General features: G+C 71.1%; 13 protein-coding genes. 9 read left to right on the top strand and 4 right to left on the bottom strand.

Annotated features, from left to right (window positions below; all coding sequences use genetic code 11):
* Positions 1 to 60 precede the first annotated feature (60 nt).
* Complete coding sequence (locus SM450_RS22150; protein ID WP_474621670.1) at positions 61 to 1,494, bottom strand: class I adenylate-forming enzyme family protein; 1,434 nt, start codon at positions 1,492 to 1,494, stop codon at positions 61 to 63.
* On the bottom strand, positions 1,484 to 3,028 hold the full coding sequence (locus SM450_RS22145) for an NAD(P)-binding domain-containing protein (RefSeq protein ID WP_474621669.1): 1,545 nt from the start codon (positions 3,026 to 3,028) through the stop codon (positions 1,484 to 1,486). Before SM450_RS22145 ends, SM450_RS22150 begins: the two co-directional genes overlap by 11 nt.
* Positions 3,029 to 3,091: 63 nt before the next feature.
* On the opposite strand from SM450_RS22145, the gene SM450_RS22140 reads away from it, so the two are divergent.
* The 9 genes from SM450_RS22140 (at position 3,092) to SM450_RS22100 (ending at position 15,211) form a co-directional block, all read left to right on the top strand.
* Complete coding sequence (locus SM450_RS22140; RefSeq protein ID WP_474621668.1) at positions 3,092 to 4,579, top strand: HAL/PAL/TAL family ammonia-lyase; 1,488 nt, start codon at positions 3,092 to 3,094, stop codon at positions 4,577 to 4,579.
* Between the two features lie 12 nt (positions 4,580 to 4,591).
* Positions 4,592 to 6,154 carry an NAD(P)-binding domain-containing protein gene (locus tag SM450_RS22135; protein WP_474621667.1) on the top strand — a complete coding sequence of 521 codons (1,563 nt, stop codon included), beginning with the start codon at positions 4,592 to 4,594 and terminating at the stop codon, positions 6,152 to 6,154.
* Position 6,155: 1 nt separating this feature from the next.
* Positions 6,156 to 7,262, top strand: a complete 1,107-nt coding sequence (locus SM450_RS22130; protein ID WP_474621666.1) for an alpha-hydroxy acid oxidase — start codon at positions 6,156 to 6,158, stop codon at positions 7,260 to 7,262.
* Positions 7,259 to 8,599: a cytochrome P450 gene (locus tag SM450_RS22125; protein WP_474621665.1), complete on the top strand. Its 1,341-nt coding sequence runs from the start codon at positions 7,259 to 7,261 to the stop codon at positions 8,597 to 8,599. Before SM450_RS22130 ends, SM450_RS22125 begins: the two co-directional genes overlap by 4 nt.
* Positions 8,596 to 9,864, top strand: a complete 1,269-nt coding sequence (locus tag SM450_RS22120) for a cation:proton antiporter (RefSeq protein ID WP_474621664.1) — start codon at positions 8,596 to 8,598, stop codon at positions 9,862 to 9,864. The genes SM450_RS22125 and SM450_RS22120 overlap by 4 nt, the downstream gene beginning before the upstream one ends.
* A gap of 52 nt (positions 9,865 to 9,916) precedes the next feature.
* Entirely contained in the window at positions 9,917 to 10,588 is a 672-nt protein-coding gene (locus SM450_RS22115) for a response regulator transcription factor (RefSeq protein ID WP_474621663.1), read from the top strand.
* The gene (locus SM450_RS22110) at positions 10,588 to 11,850 is read left to right on the top strand and encodes a sensor histidine kinase (protein WP_474621662.1); all 1,263 of its coding nucleotides are present in this window, start codon (positions 10,588 to 10,590) and stop codon (positions 11,848 to 11,850) included. Before SM450_RS22115 ends, SM450_RS22110 begins: the two co-directional genes overlap by 1 nt.
* A gap of 156 nt (positions 11,851 to 12,006) precedes the next feature.
* Complete coding sequence (locus tag SM450_RS22105) at positions 12,007 to 13,662, top strand: glycoside hydrolase family 43 protein (protein WP_474621661.1); 1,656 nt, start codon at positions 12,007 to 12,009, stop codon at positions 13,660 to 13,662.
* Positions 13,663 to 13,873: 211 nt separating this feature from the next.
* Complete coding sequence (locus tag SM450_RS22100; RefSeq protein ID WP_474621660.1) at positions 13,874 to 15,211, top strand: cytochrome P450; 1,338 nt, start codon at positions 13,874 to 13,876, stop codon at positions 15,209 to 15,211.
* Here SM450_RS22100 and SM450_RS22095 read toward each other — a convergent pair.
* Together SM450_RS22095 and SM450_RS22090 are read right to left on the bottom strand one after the other, a co-directional pair.
* On the bottom strand, positions 15,198 to 16,349 hold the full coding sequence (locus tag SM450_RS22095; RefSeq protein WP_474621659.1) for an acyltransferase family protein: 1,152 nt from the start codon (positions 16,347 to 16,349) through the stop codon (positions 15,198 to 15,200). The genes SM450_RS22100 and SM450_RS22095 overlap by 14 nt on opposite strands.
* Complete coding sequence (locus SM450_RS22090; protein WP_474621658.1) at positions 16,346 to 17,662, bottom strand: glycosyltransferase; 1,317 nt, start codon at positions 17,660 to 17,662, stop codon at positions 16,346 to 16,348. The genes SM450_RS22095 and SM450_RS22090 overlap by 4 nt, the downstream gene beginning before the upstream one ends.
* Positions 17,663 to 17,666 lie beyond the last annotated feature (4 nt).

Below are 17,666 nucleotides of genomic sequence, written 5' to 3'. Positions count from 1 at the left end.
CCAGACCCGTCATGCCGCCACCGAGCGTCGCGTCAGGTCGTGCCACCGGTCCGACCACGATCACCCGGTCGTCATGCGCGCCAGGGCGCGCTTGTCCGGCTTGCCGCTCGGCCCCACCGGAACCCGGTCGATGCACCGGATCGTCTGCGGGGCCGACGGTTCCCCGAGCGCCTGCGCCACCAGGGCCCGGAGCCGCCCGGTGTCGGGCGCGCGACCGGCGGCCGGCACCACGTACGCGTGCACCGCCTCCCCGGTGAGGTCGTCGGGACGGCCGACGACGTACGCCTCGGCGACCGTGGGGTCGGCGCCGAGAACCCGCTCGATCGGGCCGGCGTACACCAGGTTGGCCTGCACGATGATGACGTCCCGGGTCCGGCCGATCAGGTGCAGGTAGCCGTCGCCGTCCAGCCGGGCCAGGTCGCGGGTGCGCACCCAGCCGTCGACGAAGACGTCTGCGGTTTCGGCCGGATCCGCCCAGTAGGCGGCGGCCTGCGCCGGTGTCCGCACGAACAGCTCGCCCTCGGCGGCGGGACGGCCGTCGGCGTCCCGGATGGACAGTTCGGTCACCGGGGGCGGCCGGCCGACCGAGGTGAGCGCGGCCGGGGACGCCAGCATCTCGGCTGGCGTCACCATCGTGATCATGCCGGTCTCGGTCTGTCCGTAGCCGTGGAAGATGACCGGTCCGAGCACGTCGAGCGCCTCGGCGAGCCGGCCCGGTGCGAGCGGCGAGCCGGAGACCAGCAGGGCCCGCAGACTGCTCAGGTCGACGGGATCGGTGCGCTGGTCGTGCACGAGCTGGTACAGCCTGCCCACGGTGATCACGCTCGCGGTCGCCCGGTGGTTGGCGATCATGCCGGGGAAACCCGGGGGCCGGGCCGCGACCAGGGTGCCCCCGGCGGCCAGGGTGAGGATGCCGTACTCAAGCATCACCTGGCTGCTCAGCGAACCGAAGACGAGATACCGCTGTAGCCGGGTGGCGAGGTCGGCGATCGCCGGAGGCCACCGATCCGGGTACGGCGCCCAGGCGGCGCTCATCGCCGCGTACGTCTGCGCGCAGCCCTTCGGACTGCCGGTGCTGCCGCTGGTCCAGGTGATCCGCGCGACCTCGTCCGGGCGTCCGGCGGCGATAAGCGTCCGTCCGTCGTCGGGGGTGGTGGCCAGTTCGGCGGCCCGTGCGTCGTCGACAAGCAGGGTGTGCTCGTCGAGTTGCCGGGTGAGGTGGGCCGGCGTCAGGTCGGGGCGGATCCCGGAGACCCGCGCCCCGACCGCGAACGCCGCGATGACCGTGGCGAATGCCTCCGCGGTGACGCCGAGCCGCAGGGCCACCCCGATGCCGGGACCGGCCCCGGCGGCACGGAGCCCGGCGGCGATCCGGCAGATCAGCCGGGACATCTGGGCGGTGGTGACGGTCCGGTCGCCCTCCTCGAAGACCGGCCGGTCGTCGCCGGCGGCGAGCAGGTCCAACACGGGCTGCGGCCAGATCTCAGCCGGCATCGGAGAGCACGCCCTTGATGAAGAGCACGAGCGGCTGGTGGTGCACGTCCGGCAGGTCCCAGTCGTTCTCGAGGTTCTCGGCGAGGTGGTGCACGGCGACGACCCGGCCGCCGCGATGGACCCGGACGACCGGGTGCAGGTAGCTGGCGTCGTGTGCGTGCGCGGCGTCGTTCTCGGCGATCCGGGGCACGGTGATGTCGAAGGGGTCGACCTGGTCGTGGTCCGGTCCGTACTCCAACGTGATCACGAACGCGAACGGTTCCGGGCCCAGGCCGCCGTCGTGCAGGTACGCGACCGGCACCTCCTCGTGATACAGCGCGGTGGCGCCGGAGATGACGACGACGTCGCCGAGGACGGCGAACTGCTGCCACAGCGCCGAGGTGCGCGTGATCCGGGCGATGAACGCGTCGGCGATCGCCTCCGGGCTGATCTCCAGCGGCGTGGCCGGCCATGGCGTGTCGTGGTGGCGGGCGTTGAGGATCCGGTGCAGGGCCCGCACGCCGTACCGGAAGCCGTGGATGAATCCGTTCGTGGAGCGCTTGAAGTCGCGCTGCTGGGTGAGGGTGCCGGCGAAGTACAGGTCGGGTACGTTCACCGCCTCGTACGCCGAGGTCTGCTCGGGGAAGCGGTCGTCGATGACCAGCCGGGGCCGGGCGGACGGGTCGAAGATGCTCGGGTCGAACCGGAATCCGGTGCAGAGGATGACCCGGTCGTAGTCGATCTGCCGGATCGCCTCGACGCTGCGGGCGTACCGGAAGTCGATCCGGTAGCCGCCGTCGTCGCGCCTGGCGATCCGTTCGACGGTGCCGTCGAGGACCGCGTTCTGCGACTTGAGCTGATAGGTGTCGAGGAAGTTGTTGTTCACCGCGCGCAGGTGCCCGACATAGTGCGTCTGCCACGCCAGCCTGACCGAGTGCGGGCCGGCGACGTGGATGACCGCGGCCGTCTCGACGAGCGCGTCCGCGGTCTCGAACGCCGAGTTGCCCTTGCCGATGATGAGGACGCGCTGGTTGGTGAAGTCGTCCGGGTCGACGCTCACGGTGTCGTAGCGTTCGGCGAGCGCGGCGCCCTCGATCGGCGGGACGTGCAGCCGGGACACGCCTGTGGCGACGACCACGCGGCGGGCGGTGCGGGTGTCGTCACCGGCGTGGACGGTGAACAGTTCGCCGTCGCGGGTGACCCGGGTGACCCGGGTGTCGTAGCTGACCCGCAGGCCGCGGGCGACGTCGGCGAGGTAACGCACCAGGTCCGCGGCGTCCGGGAAGTACCGCCTGCTGTAGTTCCTGAACAGCAGCGCCGGATCGTCGGTGAGCAGCGAGTTCCAGTCCGCGCGCAGGTTGAACTCCGGATCGTCGGAGCCGGTCCAGATCTTGTTGATCGAGATGAGTTGCCGGTGCCGGGGATAGGTGGTGAAGAACGTGCCGGGCGCCGGGCCGGCCTCCAGGACCAGGTAGTCGCGGCCGTCGCGCTCGAGCAGGTGAGCGAGCTGCAGCCCGGCAGGTCCGGCTCCGATGATCAGATAGTCGAGCGTCATGCGCCGCAACGTAGCGACCCGATCTCAGAGCGCTCTGAGAATTCGTCTCTAGGGTGCGATCGCATGACGACAGAGGTGGACCTCGGGGTCCCGTTGCGGATCGCCGATTTGCACGCCGCCAGTGACCCGATCAAGGTCGTGGTCGGACCGCAGGTCCGGGACCGGGTCACGGCCGCCCGCGCCTTCCTGGCCGAGGTGCTCGGCGACGACCGCGCGGTGTACGGCGCGACCACCGGCTTCGGCGCCCTCGTGGGGTACGCCGGCCGCGCCGACCTGCGGGACCAGGCCGACAACACGCTCGCCCACCTCGGCGCCGGTCAGGGCCCGGACCTCGATCCGGAGGTGGTCCGGGCGACCCTGCTGCTGCGGGCCGGGTCGCTGGCCCACGGCGCGTCGGGGGTCTCCCCGCACGTCATCGACGCCCTCGCGGCGATGCTCGCGACCACGTTCGTGCCCGCGGTGCCCCGGCTGGGTTCGGTGGGCGCCAGTGGTGACCTGATCCCGCTGGGCGCGGCTGCCCAGGCGTTACGGGGCCGGGGCCACGCCTATCTGGACGGGGTGCGGCTGCCCGCGGCCGAGGCGCTGGAGCTGGCCGGCCTCGAACCGCTGCCGCTCGACGGTCGCGACGCCCTCGCCCTGGTCAACGGCACGTCGCTTACCACCGCGGCGACCGCGCTGGCGCTTGACGCGGTCCGTGCCGCGCACCTGGCGGTCCAGGTGCTCACCTGCCTGCTCGCCGATCTGCTCGGCAGCGGCACGCAGTTCCTCGACTCTCGGCTGCTGCGGGCGTACGGCCATCCGGGCGCGATCGACGTGGGCGCGCGGATGCGACGGGTGAGCGACGGACTCGTCGCGTCCGGCAAACGTCCGTTGCAGGAGCCGTACAGCCTCCGGTGCGCGCCGCAACTGCTCGGCGCGGCTGAGGACGCCCTGCGCTACGTCGACGGCGTCGTCGCGGCCGACCTCGCCGGTGTCACCGACAATCCGTTGTTCTTTCCCGACGAGGATCTCGTCGTACACGGCGGCAACTTCTTCGGGCAGCCGGCCGCGTTCGCCGCCGACGTGCTGTCGATGGTCGTGGCGCAGGTGGGCAACCTCGCCGAACGGCAACTGGATCTGCTCGTCGACCCGAACCGCAACGGCGGCCTGCCGCCGATGCTCGCCGCCGGCCCGGGACAGCAGCACGGGTTGCAGGGCGTGCAGTTGGCGGCGACCGCGCTGATCACCGAGATCCGCCGGGACGCCACGCCCGCGAGCATGCAGAGCGTACCGACGAACCTGCACAACCAGGATGTCATCCCGCTCGGCACCCAGGCCGCGCTGCGGGCGCTGGACCAGGCCCGGCTGCTGCGCCTCATCGTCGGGTCGCTCGCGCTGGGGCTGCGCCAGGCCGCCCACGTCGGCGCGCGTACGCCGACCGCGCCCGGCTGCGCCGAGGCGTTGGCCGCGGTGGCCGAGGCCGTGCCGCCTGTCGACCCGGACCGGCCGTTGGACGGTGACGTGCGGCGGGCCGCCGAAGTGATCGCGAATTTCTCCGTTTCTCTGTCGTGAGGGGTGGGCGCCATGACGCTTGACTATCTGATCGTCGGGGCCGGGCCGGCCGGCCTGCAACTCGCCGCTCTGCTGGAGGCCGACGGTAAACGCGACTATCTGGTCCTCGAACAGGCGGAGATCCCGGGGGCGTTCTTCGCCACCTTTCCCCGGCACCGGCAACTGATTTCCATAAACAAGCCGCACACCGGCTCGGAGGACCCGGAGCTGAACCTGCGGCTGGACTGGAACTCCCTGCTCAGCGACGACCCGGCGCTGCGGTTCACCAGCTACACGGAACGGTATTTCCCCGACGCCGACGTGATGGTCCGCTACCTGGCGGACTTCGCCGCGAAGACGGGGGTGCGGGTCCGGTACAACTCCCGGGTGACGTCGGTCCGCAAGGTGGACGGGACGTTCGAGGTCCGGGCCGGTGAGGTTTTCCGGGCGCGACGGCTGATCGTCGCCACCGGCGTCTCCCGGCCGTACCGGCCGGAGATCCCGGGACTGGAGCTCGCCGAGGAGTACGCGGAGATGTCCGTCGACCCGCGCGACTACCTCGACCAGAAGGTGCTGATCATCGGCAAGGGAAACTCCGCGTTCGAGACCGCGGACAGCCTGATGGAGACCACCACGCTGATCCACGTCGCCGGGCCGAGTTCGGTCCGGATGGCCTGGCGCACGCACTACGTGGGGCACCTGCGCGCGGTGAACAACAACTTCCTGGACACCTACCAACTGAAGTCGGCGAACGCGATCCTGGACGGCACCATCAGGCGCATCGAGCGCGACGGCGCCGGTTTCCGGGTGACGTTCTCGTTCTCCCGGGCGGACGAGGTGGTCAAGGAACTGTGGTACGACCGGGTGCTCGCCTGCACCGGTTTCGCCTTCGACGCGTCGATCTTCGACGACACCTGCCGGCCGGCGCTCGCGATCAGGGACCGCTTTCCGGCGCAGACCCCGGAGTGGGAGTCGGTGAACGTACCAGGCCTCTTCTTCGCCGGTACGATCTCCCAGGAACGGGATTTCCGGCGTTCGACGAGCGGTTTCATCCACGGCTTCCGGTACTGCGTGAAAGCGTTGCACCGGGTTCTGGAGCGACGGTACGGGGACACGCCGTGGCCGGCGGAGAAGCTTGACGCCACCCCGGAGCTGATCGCCGACGCCATCGTCGCGCGGATCAACCGCACCTCCGCCCTGTGGCAGCAGTTCGGCTTCCTCGGTGACGTGGTCACGGTGGCCGGATCCGAGGCGCGCTACCACGACGAGGTTCCGGTCGAGTACTTCGCCGGCACCGGCCTGCGCACCGCGGACCACGACTACGCGCACGCCTTCGTGGTCACCCTCGAGTACGGCCCCGAGCACGACCAGGTGGATCCGTTCGACATCACGGTCAGCCGGGTCGCCCAGGACGTCGTCGGCCAGGCCCACGACGCCGCCTACCTGCATCCGGTGGTCCGCCACCACCGGGCGGGCCAGGTCGTCGCCACCCATCACCTGGCGGAGAACCTGGAGAACCGGTGGGATCGACCGGAAACCCACGTCGCGCCGCTTGCCGCGTTCCTCGACCGCTGCCTGAGCCGTGTCGAGGGTTGAGATGCGTCCGCCGGACGGCCCGGCGCTGGACGGCACAGCGTCGGACGGCCCGGCGCTGAACGGCCCGGCGCTGAACCTGGCCGAGCTGGCCGCCGACGCGCGGCGTCGCCTGGACCCGGTGCACTGGGACTTCTTCGCCGGTGGGGCCGGCGAGGAGCGCACGGTCCGCGCCAACGAGGCGGCCTTCACCAGGCGCTATGTGGTGCCCCGCGTCCTGCGTGACGTGCGCCGGCGCGACCTGCGGCTCTCGCTGTTCGGCAGTCGGATCTCGATGCCGGTGCTGATCGCGCCGACCGCGTTCCACCGGCTGGCCCACCCGGCGGGCGAGGTGGCCACCGCACTCGCCGCCGCCGAGGCGGGCACGATCATGGTGGTCAGCATGGCGGCCACCCGGCCGGTCGAGGAGATCGCCGCCGCCGGGGGGCAGCTCTGGTTCCAGCTCTACCCGCAACCGGACCTCGGTTTCACCACCTCCGTGATCCGGCGGGCGGAGGCCGCCGGCTGCACCGCCCTGGTCGTCACGGTCGACTCGCCCGTGTTCGGTAGGCGGGAACGCGATCTGCGGCACGGTTTCGTCGACCTGCCGCCCGGGCTGGTCTGCGAGAACATGCGCGACGCCAGCGGCCGGGTGCGCGACATCGGGATGGACGCCGGGCTGGACTGGGCCCGGATCGCCTGGCTGCGCGAGGTCACCGCGCTGCCGATCCTGCTGAAGGGGGTGCTGCATCCCGCGGATGCGGCGCTTGCCGTCTCGCACGGCGTCGACGGTGTGCTTGTCTCCAACCACGGGGGCCGGCAACTCGACGGGACGCTCGCCACCCTGGACGCCCTGCCCGCGGTCGTCGAGGCGGTGGCGGGGCGGCTGCCGGTGCTGCTCGACGGCGGCGTCCGTCGGGGCGCCGACGTCCTGGTGGCGCTGGCGCTCGGCGCGACCGCGGTGCTCGTTGGCCGCCCGGTTCTCTGGGGGCTCGCGGTGGGCGGCGCCGCCGGGGTACGCCACGTGCTCGACCTGCTCCACGCCGACCTCGACCGGGCCCTGGCGTTCGCCGGCGTCACCGGGCCGGCCGACCTGCGCGGTGACCTGGTCGCGACGGTGGCGTGCGGATGAGCGCGCTCATCGTCCTGGCGGTCCTGGCGGGGATCGGCGTGGCGTGGACCGTCCCCTACTGGCTGCCGTCGACTGTGGTCCGGCTGCGGGAGTGGGTGTTCGTCAGGGTCAACGGCGCCGAGGGCGTGCCGGTGCCGGGTCCGACGGTCGGCATGGAGCATTTCGAGCGGGTGTACGCGGATCCGGCGGCGGACGGACGCAGCCGGGGGGCCGGGTTGTCGGACCTGTTCTGGTACTGGCTGGCGCCCGGACCGCACATGCACCAGGAACATCTGGAGCCGGGCGAGCGCTACCGGACCGTGGCCGCCACGACCCGGCGGGTGCTCGCGGTACGCCACAGGCGCTGCGACGACCTCGCGAGCGCCGGCACCCGGCGGGCGCTCGACAGGTTGCCGACCGACCGGATCAGCCACGTACGGCTGCGCGACCTGATGATGCCGGTCTGGGCCGAGGTCTACTACGAGCTCGTCTTCGGCGAGGCGTGTCCGCCGGACGCCCGGGCGCTGATCGTCGCCAACGCCGAGGACGTGGTCAACGGGTTGAAGTGCACAAGCCTGCGGCACATGCGGCGGCGTGAGGAGTTGACCGGGTATCTGCACGACCGGATCCGGGCGGGGACCTGCCCGGTAACGTTGCCGCCGCCGTTCACCGCCCAGGAGACGGCGTGGTATCTGCAGGGCGCCTTCTTCAACACCGCGGTCGTGCAGATGTCCGAGGCGACGGCGCATGTGCTGCTCGCCCTCGCCACGCATCCCGACCTTCAGCGGGGACTCGACGGTGACGACGCGCTGGACCGGGTGATCGACGAGACGCTGCGGGTGCATCCGCTCTTCGGCGTCGCGCACCGGATCACGTCGGCGCCGATCACCCTGCCCACCGGGGTGTCGCTGCCGGCCGGAACGGTGCTGCTCTTCAACTACCTGGCGTTCCAGCGCGGCGGAGCCGCCGGCGACGACCGGTTCGACCCGGACCGGTGGCGGACGCTCAAGCGCGGCGACGCGCACTTCATCCCGTACGGGATCACCGCGAACCGGGCCTGCCCGGCCCGTGGCGTCGCGCCGGTGATGTTGCGCGCCGCGACCCGCGAGGTGCTGCGCCGGTACGTCCTGGCCTCCTCGGCCGCACACACCCGGTCCCTGCCCAGCCGGGGTCCGGCGTATCTGACACCGGTCGGGTCCGCCGGCCCGGGGCGGCTGCGGCTGGCCACGATGCGGCTGCGGGACCGGTGGGCCGACGTGGGTCGCAGTGTCCGGCAACTGGCGTTCGGCTCCTGGATGGTGGTCGACGCCCGTCGTAAGCGTTTGTGCACCACCTACTTCGAGAGGGCTGTCCGATGACCCCAACGGAGCTGGCGCCACGGTTCTTCATCGCGGTGACGGTGATCTTGATCTTCTGCAAGGGGGTCGCCTGGCTGCTCGGCAGGGCGGGCCAGCCGGCCGTGGTGAGCGAGATGCTCGCCGGCGTGCTGCTCGGCCCGTCGCTGCTCGGGCTCTTCCTGCCGGACGTGCAGAACGCCCTGTTCCCGACCCCCCTGCTTCCGGTCATCTATGTCGTCGGTCAGGTCGGCCTGGTGCTGTTCATGTTCCAGGCCGGGTACGCGTTCAGCGCCCACCGGGTCACCGGGCTCGCCGGCACCGCCGGGGTGATCTCGCTGGCCGGGGTCACCGCGCCGCTCCTGCTGGGGGTGCTGCTGGTCCTGGTGACAGCCGACGCCGTGCCGATCCGGGCCGACGGGACGTCGCTCGGCGTCTCGGCCGCGTTCGTCGGTGTCGCCCTGGCCATCACCGCGTTCCCGATGCTGGCCCGGATCATCACCGAACACGGGCACGCCGGCACCCGGCACGGCACCCTCTCCCTGGCCAGTGGCGCGATCGACGACCTTGTCGCCTGGATCATGCTGGCCGTCGTACTGGCCTTCGCCTCCGGCCGGGCCGGTCCGGCGATCGTCACCGCGGGTGGAGCGGTCGTCTTCGGACTGGTGCTCTGGCTCGGCGGGCGGGGGGTCGCCTCCGCGCTGATGACCCGCCGTGGCCTCGACGACCGCGCCCGGCTGCTCGGCACGGTCGCCCTGCTCTTCCTGGTCGCCTGGTACACCGACGAGATCGGGCTGTACGCGGTCTTCGGCGCGTTCGCGGTCGGTGTGGTGATGCCCCGTGCCGAGAACACCGACAAGGTGGTGGGCACTCTCACCCCGGTCGCCGCGACGCTCTTCCTGCCGTTGTTCTTCACCTACTCGGGCCTGCGTACGGAATTCGGACTGCTCGGTTCCCTGCCGGTGCTGCTGTTCGCGCTCGCCTGCGTGACGGTGTCGATCGTCGGCAAGTTCGGCGCCTGCTGGGCGGTGGCCCGGCTTCGCGGGGAGCCGTCGGGTGTCGCGCTGCGGGTCGGCGCGCTGATGAACGCCCGTGGCCTGATGCAGCTCATCGCGCTCAACGTCGGGTTGGAGGCGGGCATCGTGAGCCCGTCCCTGTTCACCGTGCTGGTGCTTGTCGCGCTTGTCACGACGCTGATGACGACGCCGACGCTGAGCTGGATCGAGCGCCGGGAGGCTCGACGACCAGATGCCGCACGCACGCCCGTGCTGGCGGTTTCAGATTATTGAATAGACAACTACTACTGCTTCCATCGGCGCTTATCTATGAGATCGTGGACGGATGCGGGGCGGAAGATCGAACCGGCTGCTGCTGGTCGAGGACGACGCGGATCTGACGGAGTTACTCACCGAGGCGCTGGGTCACGAGGGCTACCTCGTCGACCGGGCCTTCGACGGTCAGCGTGGGCTGCATCTCGGGCTGACCCGATCCTACGACGTGATGGTCATCGACCGGATGCTGCCGGCGCTCGACGGTCTCGACCTGGTCACCCGGCTACGCGCCCGGGCGGTCCCGGCCCGGACCCTGATGCTCACCGCGCTCGGCACGGTCGACGACCGGATCGCCGGGCTGGACGCGGGCGCCGACGACTACCTGGTCAAACCCTTCGACCTGGACGAGTTGAGCGCTCGGGTCCGGGCGCTGTGCCGGCGCACGGCCGAGCCGACGGACGTGCTCCGCATCGGGGCCGGGCTGCTCGACCTGGCGCCACGCGACGCGATACTCGCCGACGGCACCCGGGTGGCGCTGTCCGCCCGCGAGTTCGAGCTGCTGCGGGTGCTGGCCGCCCGGCCGAACGCCGTCCATCCCCGGGCCGTGCTCCGCCGCAAGGTCTTCGAGGAGGCCGCCGCGGCGTCGATTGTGGACACCTATGTCTACTACCTGCGACGTAAGCTCGGCCGTGCGGTGGTCCGCACCGTGCACGGGCTCGGCTACCGCCTCGGGACACTCTGATGGAAGCGACCGAGCAGGCGATCGTCAGACGGGCCCGACTGCGGATCGGCCTGCTTGTCGGCCTGACCATCGGCGTCCTCCTGCTGCTGGCCGGCGGCATCTCCTACGCGGTCCTGGTTCGCAGCCAGGAGGCGCAGATTCAGCGTGAGCTGGAGTGGGGCACGGAACACGGCACGATCGCCGGCCCACCCGCCTGTAGCTGGATCTTCCATTACGACGGCGCCACCGTGTACACGGGCGCGAACCCGCCGCCACCGGGCCTGCCGTTGCGTACGGCGCTGGAGACCGTGGCGGTCACCCGGGCCACCGAGATCACCACTGTCGCGCGGAACGGCACGACCTACCACGTGCGCACCGAGTCCCGGGAGGGCGGCGTGGTCCAGGCGGTGTTCGACGCCCGCTTCCAGTTGTCCGACCGCCGGCACCTCCTGCTCGCGTTCAGCCTCGCGGCGGCGGTCGGGCTGCTCGCCGCGATGCTCACCGGTGTGCTCGTCGGCCGTCGAGCCGTCGCGCCACTCGCGGAGGCGCTTACCCGACAGCGCCGCTTCGTCGCGGACGCCAGCCACGAACTGCGAACCCCGATCGCCCAGGTGCACACCCGAGCCCAGTTGATCGCCCGGCGGGCACGCGACGACGCCGCCGCCACGAACCTGGACGACCTGGAACGACTGGTCGGCACCACCCGCCGACTCGGCGAGATCGTCGACGACCTGCTGCTCTCGGCCCGGCTGGCCGCCGCGCCCGCCGACCGGGCACCGGATCCGCCTGTCGATCTCACCTCGCTGCTCCGGACGACTGTCGCCGCCGAGACCGAACGCGCCGCCGAGCGCCAGGTCACCCTCACCCTGCACACCCCCGGCGACCCACTGCCGGTGCCGGGTGTCGAGTCGGCCCTGCGCCGGGTCGCCGGCGAACTGCTCGCCAACGCGCTTGCGCACACCCCCGCGGGAGGTCGGATCACCGTGACGCTCCGGGCCGTCGACACCTGTGCCGAGCTGGTGATCGCCGACACCGGGGACGGTTTCGACCAGGCGGACGCCCGGCGGATCTTCGACCGGTTCCACCGCGGCGCGGGCTCCGGGGACCGCCGCTTCGGCCTGGGACTGGCCCTGCTCCAGGAGGTCGTCACGAGCCACCACGGCACGATCGAGGCCGAGGGCCGTTCGGGCCGGGGAGCCCGCTTCACGGTGCGTCTTCCCCGGACGCGATCGCCGATCACCCGGCCGTCATTACGGGGGCAGCCGCGATGGCGATGGGGATGAACTATCGGAACAATTTCCGGAAACAAGCAGTGTGGAACACGGCCCGATACAGGCCATCGAGATTGTCACCACGGTATTCCAGCGGGTAGTCTGTGCCGATCCGGCGATCAAACTTCGCCGAAACTTTCGACGAGGCTACCGTTACGGAGAAGCGACATGACGACCGCAACAAAGAGCTCGGCGGTGGCCGGGCCCCACGGCGGCGAGGTGCCCGGCCGGGTGATCCGAAACCCGGTCCTTCCCGGCTTCAACCCCGACCCGTCGATCTTGCGCGTCGGCACCGATTACTACATCGCCACGTCGACCTTCGAGTGGTACCCAGGCGTCCGGCTGCACCACTCGACCGACCTGGTGCACTGGCGCCCGCTCGGCGGCGTGCTCACCGAACGGCGGCTTCTCGACCTCACCGGAGCGGGTGACTCCTCCGGCGTGTGGGCGCCAGATCTGTCCTATGTGGATGGCGAGTTCCACCTTCTGTACTCCGACGTGGCAAGCTTCGCCAGCGGCTACTGGGATCCGCAGAACTATCTGGTGACCGCGCGCGACCTGGCCGGGCCCTGGTCGGATCCGGTGGTGCTGCACGGGCGCGGGTTCGACGCGGCGCTGTTCCACGACGAGGACGGCACCACCTGGATGCTGTCGATGACCGCCGACTGGCGGCCGGGCCGGGACCGGTTCGCGGGCATCCAGATCCAGCAGTACGACCGCGGGGCCCGTCGCCTCGTCGGCACCGAGCGGGTCATCTTCCACGGCACCGCCGTCGGCGTCACCGAGGGTCCGCACCTGCACCAGAAGGACGGCTGGTACTACCTGGTGACCGCGGAGGGCGGCACCTCCTGGGAGCACCAGGTGACGGTGGCCCGCTCCCGCAGCCTGTTCGGGCCGTACGAGGCCGATCCGGCCGGTCCGTTGCTCACCTCGCACGGCCGTCCCGAGCTGGAGTTGCAGAAGGCCGGCCACGGCAGCCTCGTGTCCACGCCGGACGGGCACTGGTACCTGGCACACCTGGCGGCCCGGCCGTACACCCCCCTCGGCCGGTGCGTGCTCGGCCGGGAGACCGCGATCCAGGCGGTGCAGTGGCCGGAGGGGGAGTGGCCGCGCATCGAGGGCGGGATACCGGCGATGGTCGTACCCGTGCCGGGCGAAGCGGAGCCGGCGGAGGAGCCGGCGGAGGAGCGCGACGACTTCACCGAGCCGGTGCTCGGCCCGGAGTGGGCGACGCTGCGCCGCCCCGCGACCCCGGACTGGCTTGATCTCACGTCGCGCCCCTCGTTCCTGCGGATCCACGGCGGGCAGTCGCCGGTCGGCCGGCAGCGCCCGAGCCTGGTCGCGCGCCGCGTGACCGCGAAGCAGTGCGAGCTGACCGCCGAGATGCGCTTCGAGCCCGCCAACTACCGCCAGCTCGCCGGCGTCACCGCCTACTACAACACCCGCAACTGGCACTACGCCTACGTGACCGCCGACGATGACGGCCGGCCGGTACTCGAGGTGATGTCGTCCGACAACGGTCGGCGTGCCATGCACGACGCGTGCCGCGTCGAACTGCCGGGAACGGATGCCATCACGCTCCGGGTCACCTTCGACGGTCCGCGTGTCAGGTTCGCCTACCAACTGACCGAAGCGACGGGCTGGGTCGACCTGCCGGCGGAGCTGGACGCCACCATCCTGTCCGACGAGTACGCCGCGACCCTCGTCGACGGCGAGCCTGAGGGCTGGGGCTTCACCGGCGCGTTCGTCGGCCTGTGGGTGCAGGACCTCGGCGCCGAGCGCGGATACGCGGACTTCGACTGGGCCTCGTACCGCCCCTGGTGAGCAGTCGTCCACCCGCGCAGCCGGGCGTGCGCCGTTCAGCGGCGTCACGCCCGGCTGCCGTTTCTCCGCCGAGCGGCGGTGAACTGTTCACCGCCAACCAAGTGACAATGACGGACGTCACTGCGTGTTGCGATCTGCCGGGGGCTGATAAAGGGGTGCGGAACGTGGAAACATAGTCGATGTACGTCGATTGATCGAACGGGGGATCACTATGACGACTCAGTTGTCCGGGGCCGCTGCCGTACCGGGTCCGGCCGGGCATCCGCTCCTCGGCATGCTGCCGGCGCTCCGCCACGATCTGCTGGGATCGATCCTGGACGGCTTCCACACGTACGGCGATGTGGTGGCATACCACGTCGGGCTGCCTCGGGGGCCACGCGCCGTCAGCGTCGACGTGGTGAACGTGCACCACCCCGACGGCATCCACCAGGTCCTCACCACACCCCAGGTCTTCAGCCGCCGCGCGAGCGCGTACGACATCCTTCGCGAGTTCATCGGCGAGGGACTGCTGACCAGCGACGGAGACCGCTGGCTGCGACAGCGCCGGACGCTCCAGCCGCTGTTCACGCCGCGCCGGGTGGCCCGCTACGCCGAGCTGATGGCCGACGAGGCGGCCCGCGTCGTCGACGACATGGCGGTCACCACGGGCTCCGTCCTGGACCTGTACCAGGTCATGCAGCGCTACACGATGCGGGTGGTCGGCCGGGCGCTGTTCGGCGACGACATCGACGAGGTGGTCCCCCGTCTGCAGAAGCTCATGCCCGTCCTGGGTGACCTCGCGCTGGCGCGCGCCCTCCAGGTCGTCAAGCTGCCGCTGAGCTGGCCGACTCCGCGATCGCGCCGGATCGCACACGTACGGGCGACCCAGTACGAGATCGTCGACCGCATCATCGCCGACCGCCGGCGATCGGGTGGCGAGGAGAACGAGGACATGCTCAGCCGGTTGTCCACGGCCGAGGATCCGGAGACCGGGCAGGCGCTCTCCCCGGCGGAGATCCGGGATCAGATGCTCGTGTTCCTGCTCGCCGGGCACGAGACGACCTCGGCCGGGCTGGCCTTCACCCTGCACCTGCTGGGCCGGCATCCCGAGGTGCAGGAACGGGTCGTGGCCGGGATCGGCGCGGACGACGGCGAACTGGTGCGAGCCGCGGCCATGGAAGGCATGCGGTTGTACCCGCCCGTGTACAGCCTGGAGCGGATGGCCGAGTCCGACGTCGTCGTGTCCGGCCACCGGATCCCGGCCAACACCAAGGTGGTCCTCGCCCCCTGGGTCACGCACCGGCATCCGGAGTTCTGGCCCGACCCGGAGCGCTTCGAGCCCGACCGGTTCCTCGGACGGCAGGAGCGCCCGCGCTACGCCTACTTTCCGTTCGGTGGCGGCCCGCGCAGTTGCATCGGGGAACACTTCGCGCTGCTGGAGATGACCGTGCTGCTGAGCGCGTTGCTCGCCCGCTACCGTGTCGACACGGGCGACGAGCGGCTGGAGGTCGTACCGAGGGTCACGCTGCGTCCCGCCGGTGCGGTCCGGGCCACGCTCACCGTCCGCTGAACAGCCGGACCGCGGCGGGCTGAGGATCGGCGGCCCGCCGCCGGGATCGGGATCTGGCGAACCGGCGCATCATCGGCCGTTCCACACCGATGTGGAGCAGCGACGCGAGGCCGAGCGTCACCAGGTAGGCGCCGACCATCACCGCCAGCGCCGCGGCCACCCCGAAGCCGCTCGGGGACATGTTGCTGGCGCCGTAGAGCACCAGGATGTGAATGAGGTAGAAGGCGAAGGAAGTGTCGCCCAGCCAGCCGGCGACCCGCCCGCGCAGCGGTGAGCGGCGCCCCTCGACGTCCGCCCGCGCCGCGGCGGCCACAAGCAGCGCGAGCGGGACGACCATCGCCGCGACCACCGAGTAGAGCAGCGGCACGACCTCGGAGACGCCGTAGAAGGCGAGCGTGACGAGTGCGGCGGCGGGCAGGCTCAGCCTGAACCACAGGCCCCGCATGACGAGTTGGGCGATGACGATCCCGAGGACGAAGTCCAGCATCCGGGTCAGCGGAAACTGTTGGACGAACCAGAACTGCGGAAATGCCGCGTCCGCGTAGGTGTACGTCGGCTCCGCCGGAAGGAACGCCGTGGAGACGGCGGGCGCCACGAGCATCGCGGCGACAGTGCCGCCCGCGATCCACCAGAGCCAGGTCGCGGAGAGCCTGCGGACGCCGCCGAGCAGCCACGGGAACGACGCGTAGAAGAGGATCTCGCAGCTCAGCGACCAGCTCGGCGGATTGATGCCGTTGAAGACGAACTCGTCCGGGATCCAGCTCTGCACGAGCGCGACGTTCGCAAGCGTCGGCCACAGCGGCGCGCCCCCGCGGACCAGGACCATCAGCACGATGACCACGGCGCAGACCACCAGGTGGTTCGGCAGGATCCGGGCGGCCCGGCGACGCCAGAACCGGCGTTTCGGCTCGTGGTCGGGAGCCGACCAGGTCAGGACGAAACCGCTGAGGATGAAGAAGAAGCCGAGGGCGGCGGATCCGGTGCGGCTGAGGACGGCGAACCACACGTCGTCGACCCGCTCGTCGGCGAAGAAGCCCAGCAGCGTCGTGTGCGAGAAGAAGACCGTGATCGCGGCGACCCCCCGCAACCCGTTGAGCGTCGGCAACTGCCGGGCCATGCGTCCCGTCTGCGCTGTCATCGGCGGCCACCCTCCGTCGTCTCGGGCGTCTCCTGCCTGCGTACCGGCCGGCGGGTCCGGAACGCCTCCTCCGCGATGTCGGCCGCGCGCCGCACGCCGTCCAACTCGGCGATCCGGCGTCCGTAGCGCTGCGCCCTCGCCCGGTAGGCGGGGTCGCCGCGTACCTTGTCGATGGCCGCCCGCAGCCGCGCCGGAGTCACCCGGTGCACCGGGATGAACTCACCCACGCCGAGGTACCTGAGCCGGGCGGCCACGCCCGGCTGGTCGTTCCCCACGGGCAGCGCGACCATCGGTACGCCGTGGGCGAGCGATTCCAGCGCGGTGTTGATTCCGGCGTGCGTGATGACGAGGGACGCCCGCGCCAGCAGATCGAGCTGTGGCGCGTACCGGACCACGACCGGATCGCCGGCGAGGCCGGTCGGCGGTTCGACGTCGGTGCTGCCGAGGGAGATGACCAGTTGCGCGTCGAGGCCGGCGCACGCCTCGGCGATCGTCTCGAAGACGTGGGGGAGGCGGTTCTGGAGGGTGCCCATCGACGCGTAGATCAACGGTCTGTCGTCGAGTCTCTCCCACGGGAACGGGACCGGCTCGGTGCTGTCCTCGTCGTGGAACGGCCCGGTGTAGTGGAACGAGTCCGGCAGCCGGGTACGCGGGAAGTCGAAGAATGGCGGCTGCTGGGTGATCTGGGCGAGGTCCGAGCCGTCGTTCACCCCGTTCACGGGTGGCAGACCCCACGCCGCACGCCGCTCGTTGATCCGTCGCAGCACCGGCCGGATGACCCAGGCGACCACCTGGTCACCGAGCATGTTGCGCACCCGCGCGAGCAGCGAGGGATGGTACGGCCACGCCGTCATGAACGGCGGCACCCCGGGCTCGGTGTTCAGCGCCAGCGCGTTGCACACGTTCACGACCGGAATGTCGAGGTGCTCCGCGACGGAGTTGCCCGCGCCGTAGACCTGGTCCACAAGCAGCGCGTCCATGCCGTGCTTCTCCACCAGGAGCGGCAGGTCCCGCAGGAGAAGCTCGACCTCGCGCACGTACCCGCGGACGATGAAGCGGATCGCGGCCAGGCCGGTCAGCCGGCCCTGCTGCTCGGCGAAGCGCGCGAGCGAACCGACCGGGAACTCGCGCTCGCCGATCGGCGCGAAGGCGAACATGGCCGTGAACGACTTCGTTCCGGCGTCCGGCAGGGAGACCAGGGTGACCCGGTGGCCGCGCCGCAGCAGTTCCCGGCCGAGCGTGGCCATCGGGCTGAGCTGGCCGGTGTAGTCCGGCACCACGAGTCCGATGTGGAACGTTTTCGAAGCAGGCACGTGT

Source organism: Micromonospora marincola (genome assembly GCF_056150385.1).
The sequence above is the reverse complement of the archived record's forward strand: the minus strand, read 5'-3'. Positions and strand labels throughout refer to the sequence as shown.

What these genes read in the sequence shown, in the direction of transcription:
- SM450_RS22150 (WP_474621670.1), bottom strand. Translation starts at nt 1,494, where the DNA reads ATGCCGGCTGAGATCTGGCCGCAGCCCGTGTTGGACCTGCTCGCCGCC.
- SM450_RS22115 (WP_474621663.1), top strand. Translation starts at nt 9,917, where the DNA reads ATGCGGGGCGGAAGATCGAACCGGCTGCTGCTGGTCGAGGACGACGCG.
- SM450_RS22100 (WP_474621660.1), top strand. Translation starts at nt 13,874, where the DNA reads ATGACGACTCAGTTGTCCGGGGCCGCTGCCGTACCGGGTCCGGCCGGG.
- SM450_RS22110 (WP_474621662.1), top strand. Translation starts at nt 10,588, where the DNA reads ATGGAAGCGACCGAGCAGGCGATCGTCAGACGGGCCCGACTGCGGATC.
- SM450_RS22095 (WP_474621659.1), bottom strand. Translation starts at nt 16,349, where the DNA reads ATGACAGCGCAGACGGGACGCATGGCCCGGCAGTTGCCGACGCTCAAC.
- SM450_RS22120 (WP_474621664.1), top strand. Translation starts at nt 8,596, where the DNA reads ATGACCCCAACGGAGCTGGCGCCACGGTTCTTCATCGCGGTGACGGTG.
- SM450_RS22145 (WP_474621669.1), bottom strand. Translation starts at nt 3,028, where the DNA reads ATGACGCTCGACTATCTGATCATCGGAGCCGGACCTGCCGGGCTGCAG.
- SM450_RS22130 (WP_474621666.1), top strand. Translation starts at nt 6,156, where the DNA reads ATGCGTCCGCCGGACGGCCCGGCGCTGGACGGCACAGCGTCGGACGGC.
- SM450_RS22140 (WP_474621668.1), top strand. Translation starts at nt 3,092, where the DNA reads ATGACGACAGAGGTGGACCTCGGGGTCCCGTTGCGGATCGCCGATTTG.
- SM450_RS22125 (WP_474621665.1), top strand. Translation starts at nt 7,259, where the DNA reads ATGAGCGCGCTCATCGTCCTGGCGGTCCTGGCGGGGATCGGCGTGGCG.
- SM450_RS22105 (WP_474621661.1), top strand. Translation starts at nt 12,007, where the DNA reads ATGACGACCGCAACAAAGAGCTCGGCGGTGGCCGGGCCCCACGGCGGC.
- SM450_RS22135 (WP_474621667.1), top strand. Translation starts at nt 4,592, where the DNA reads ATGACGCTTGACTATCTGATCGTCGGGGCCGGGCCGGCCGGCCTGCAA.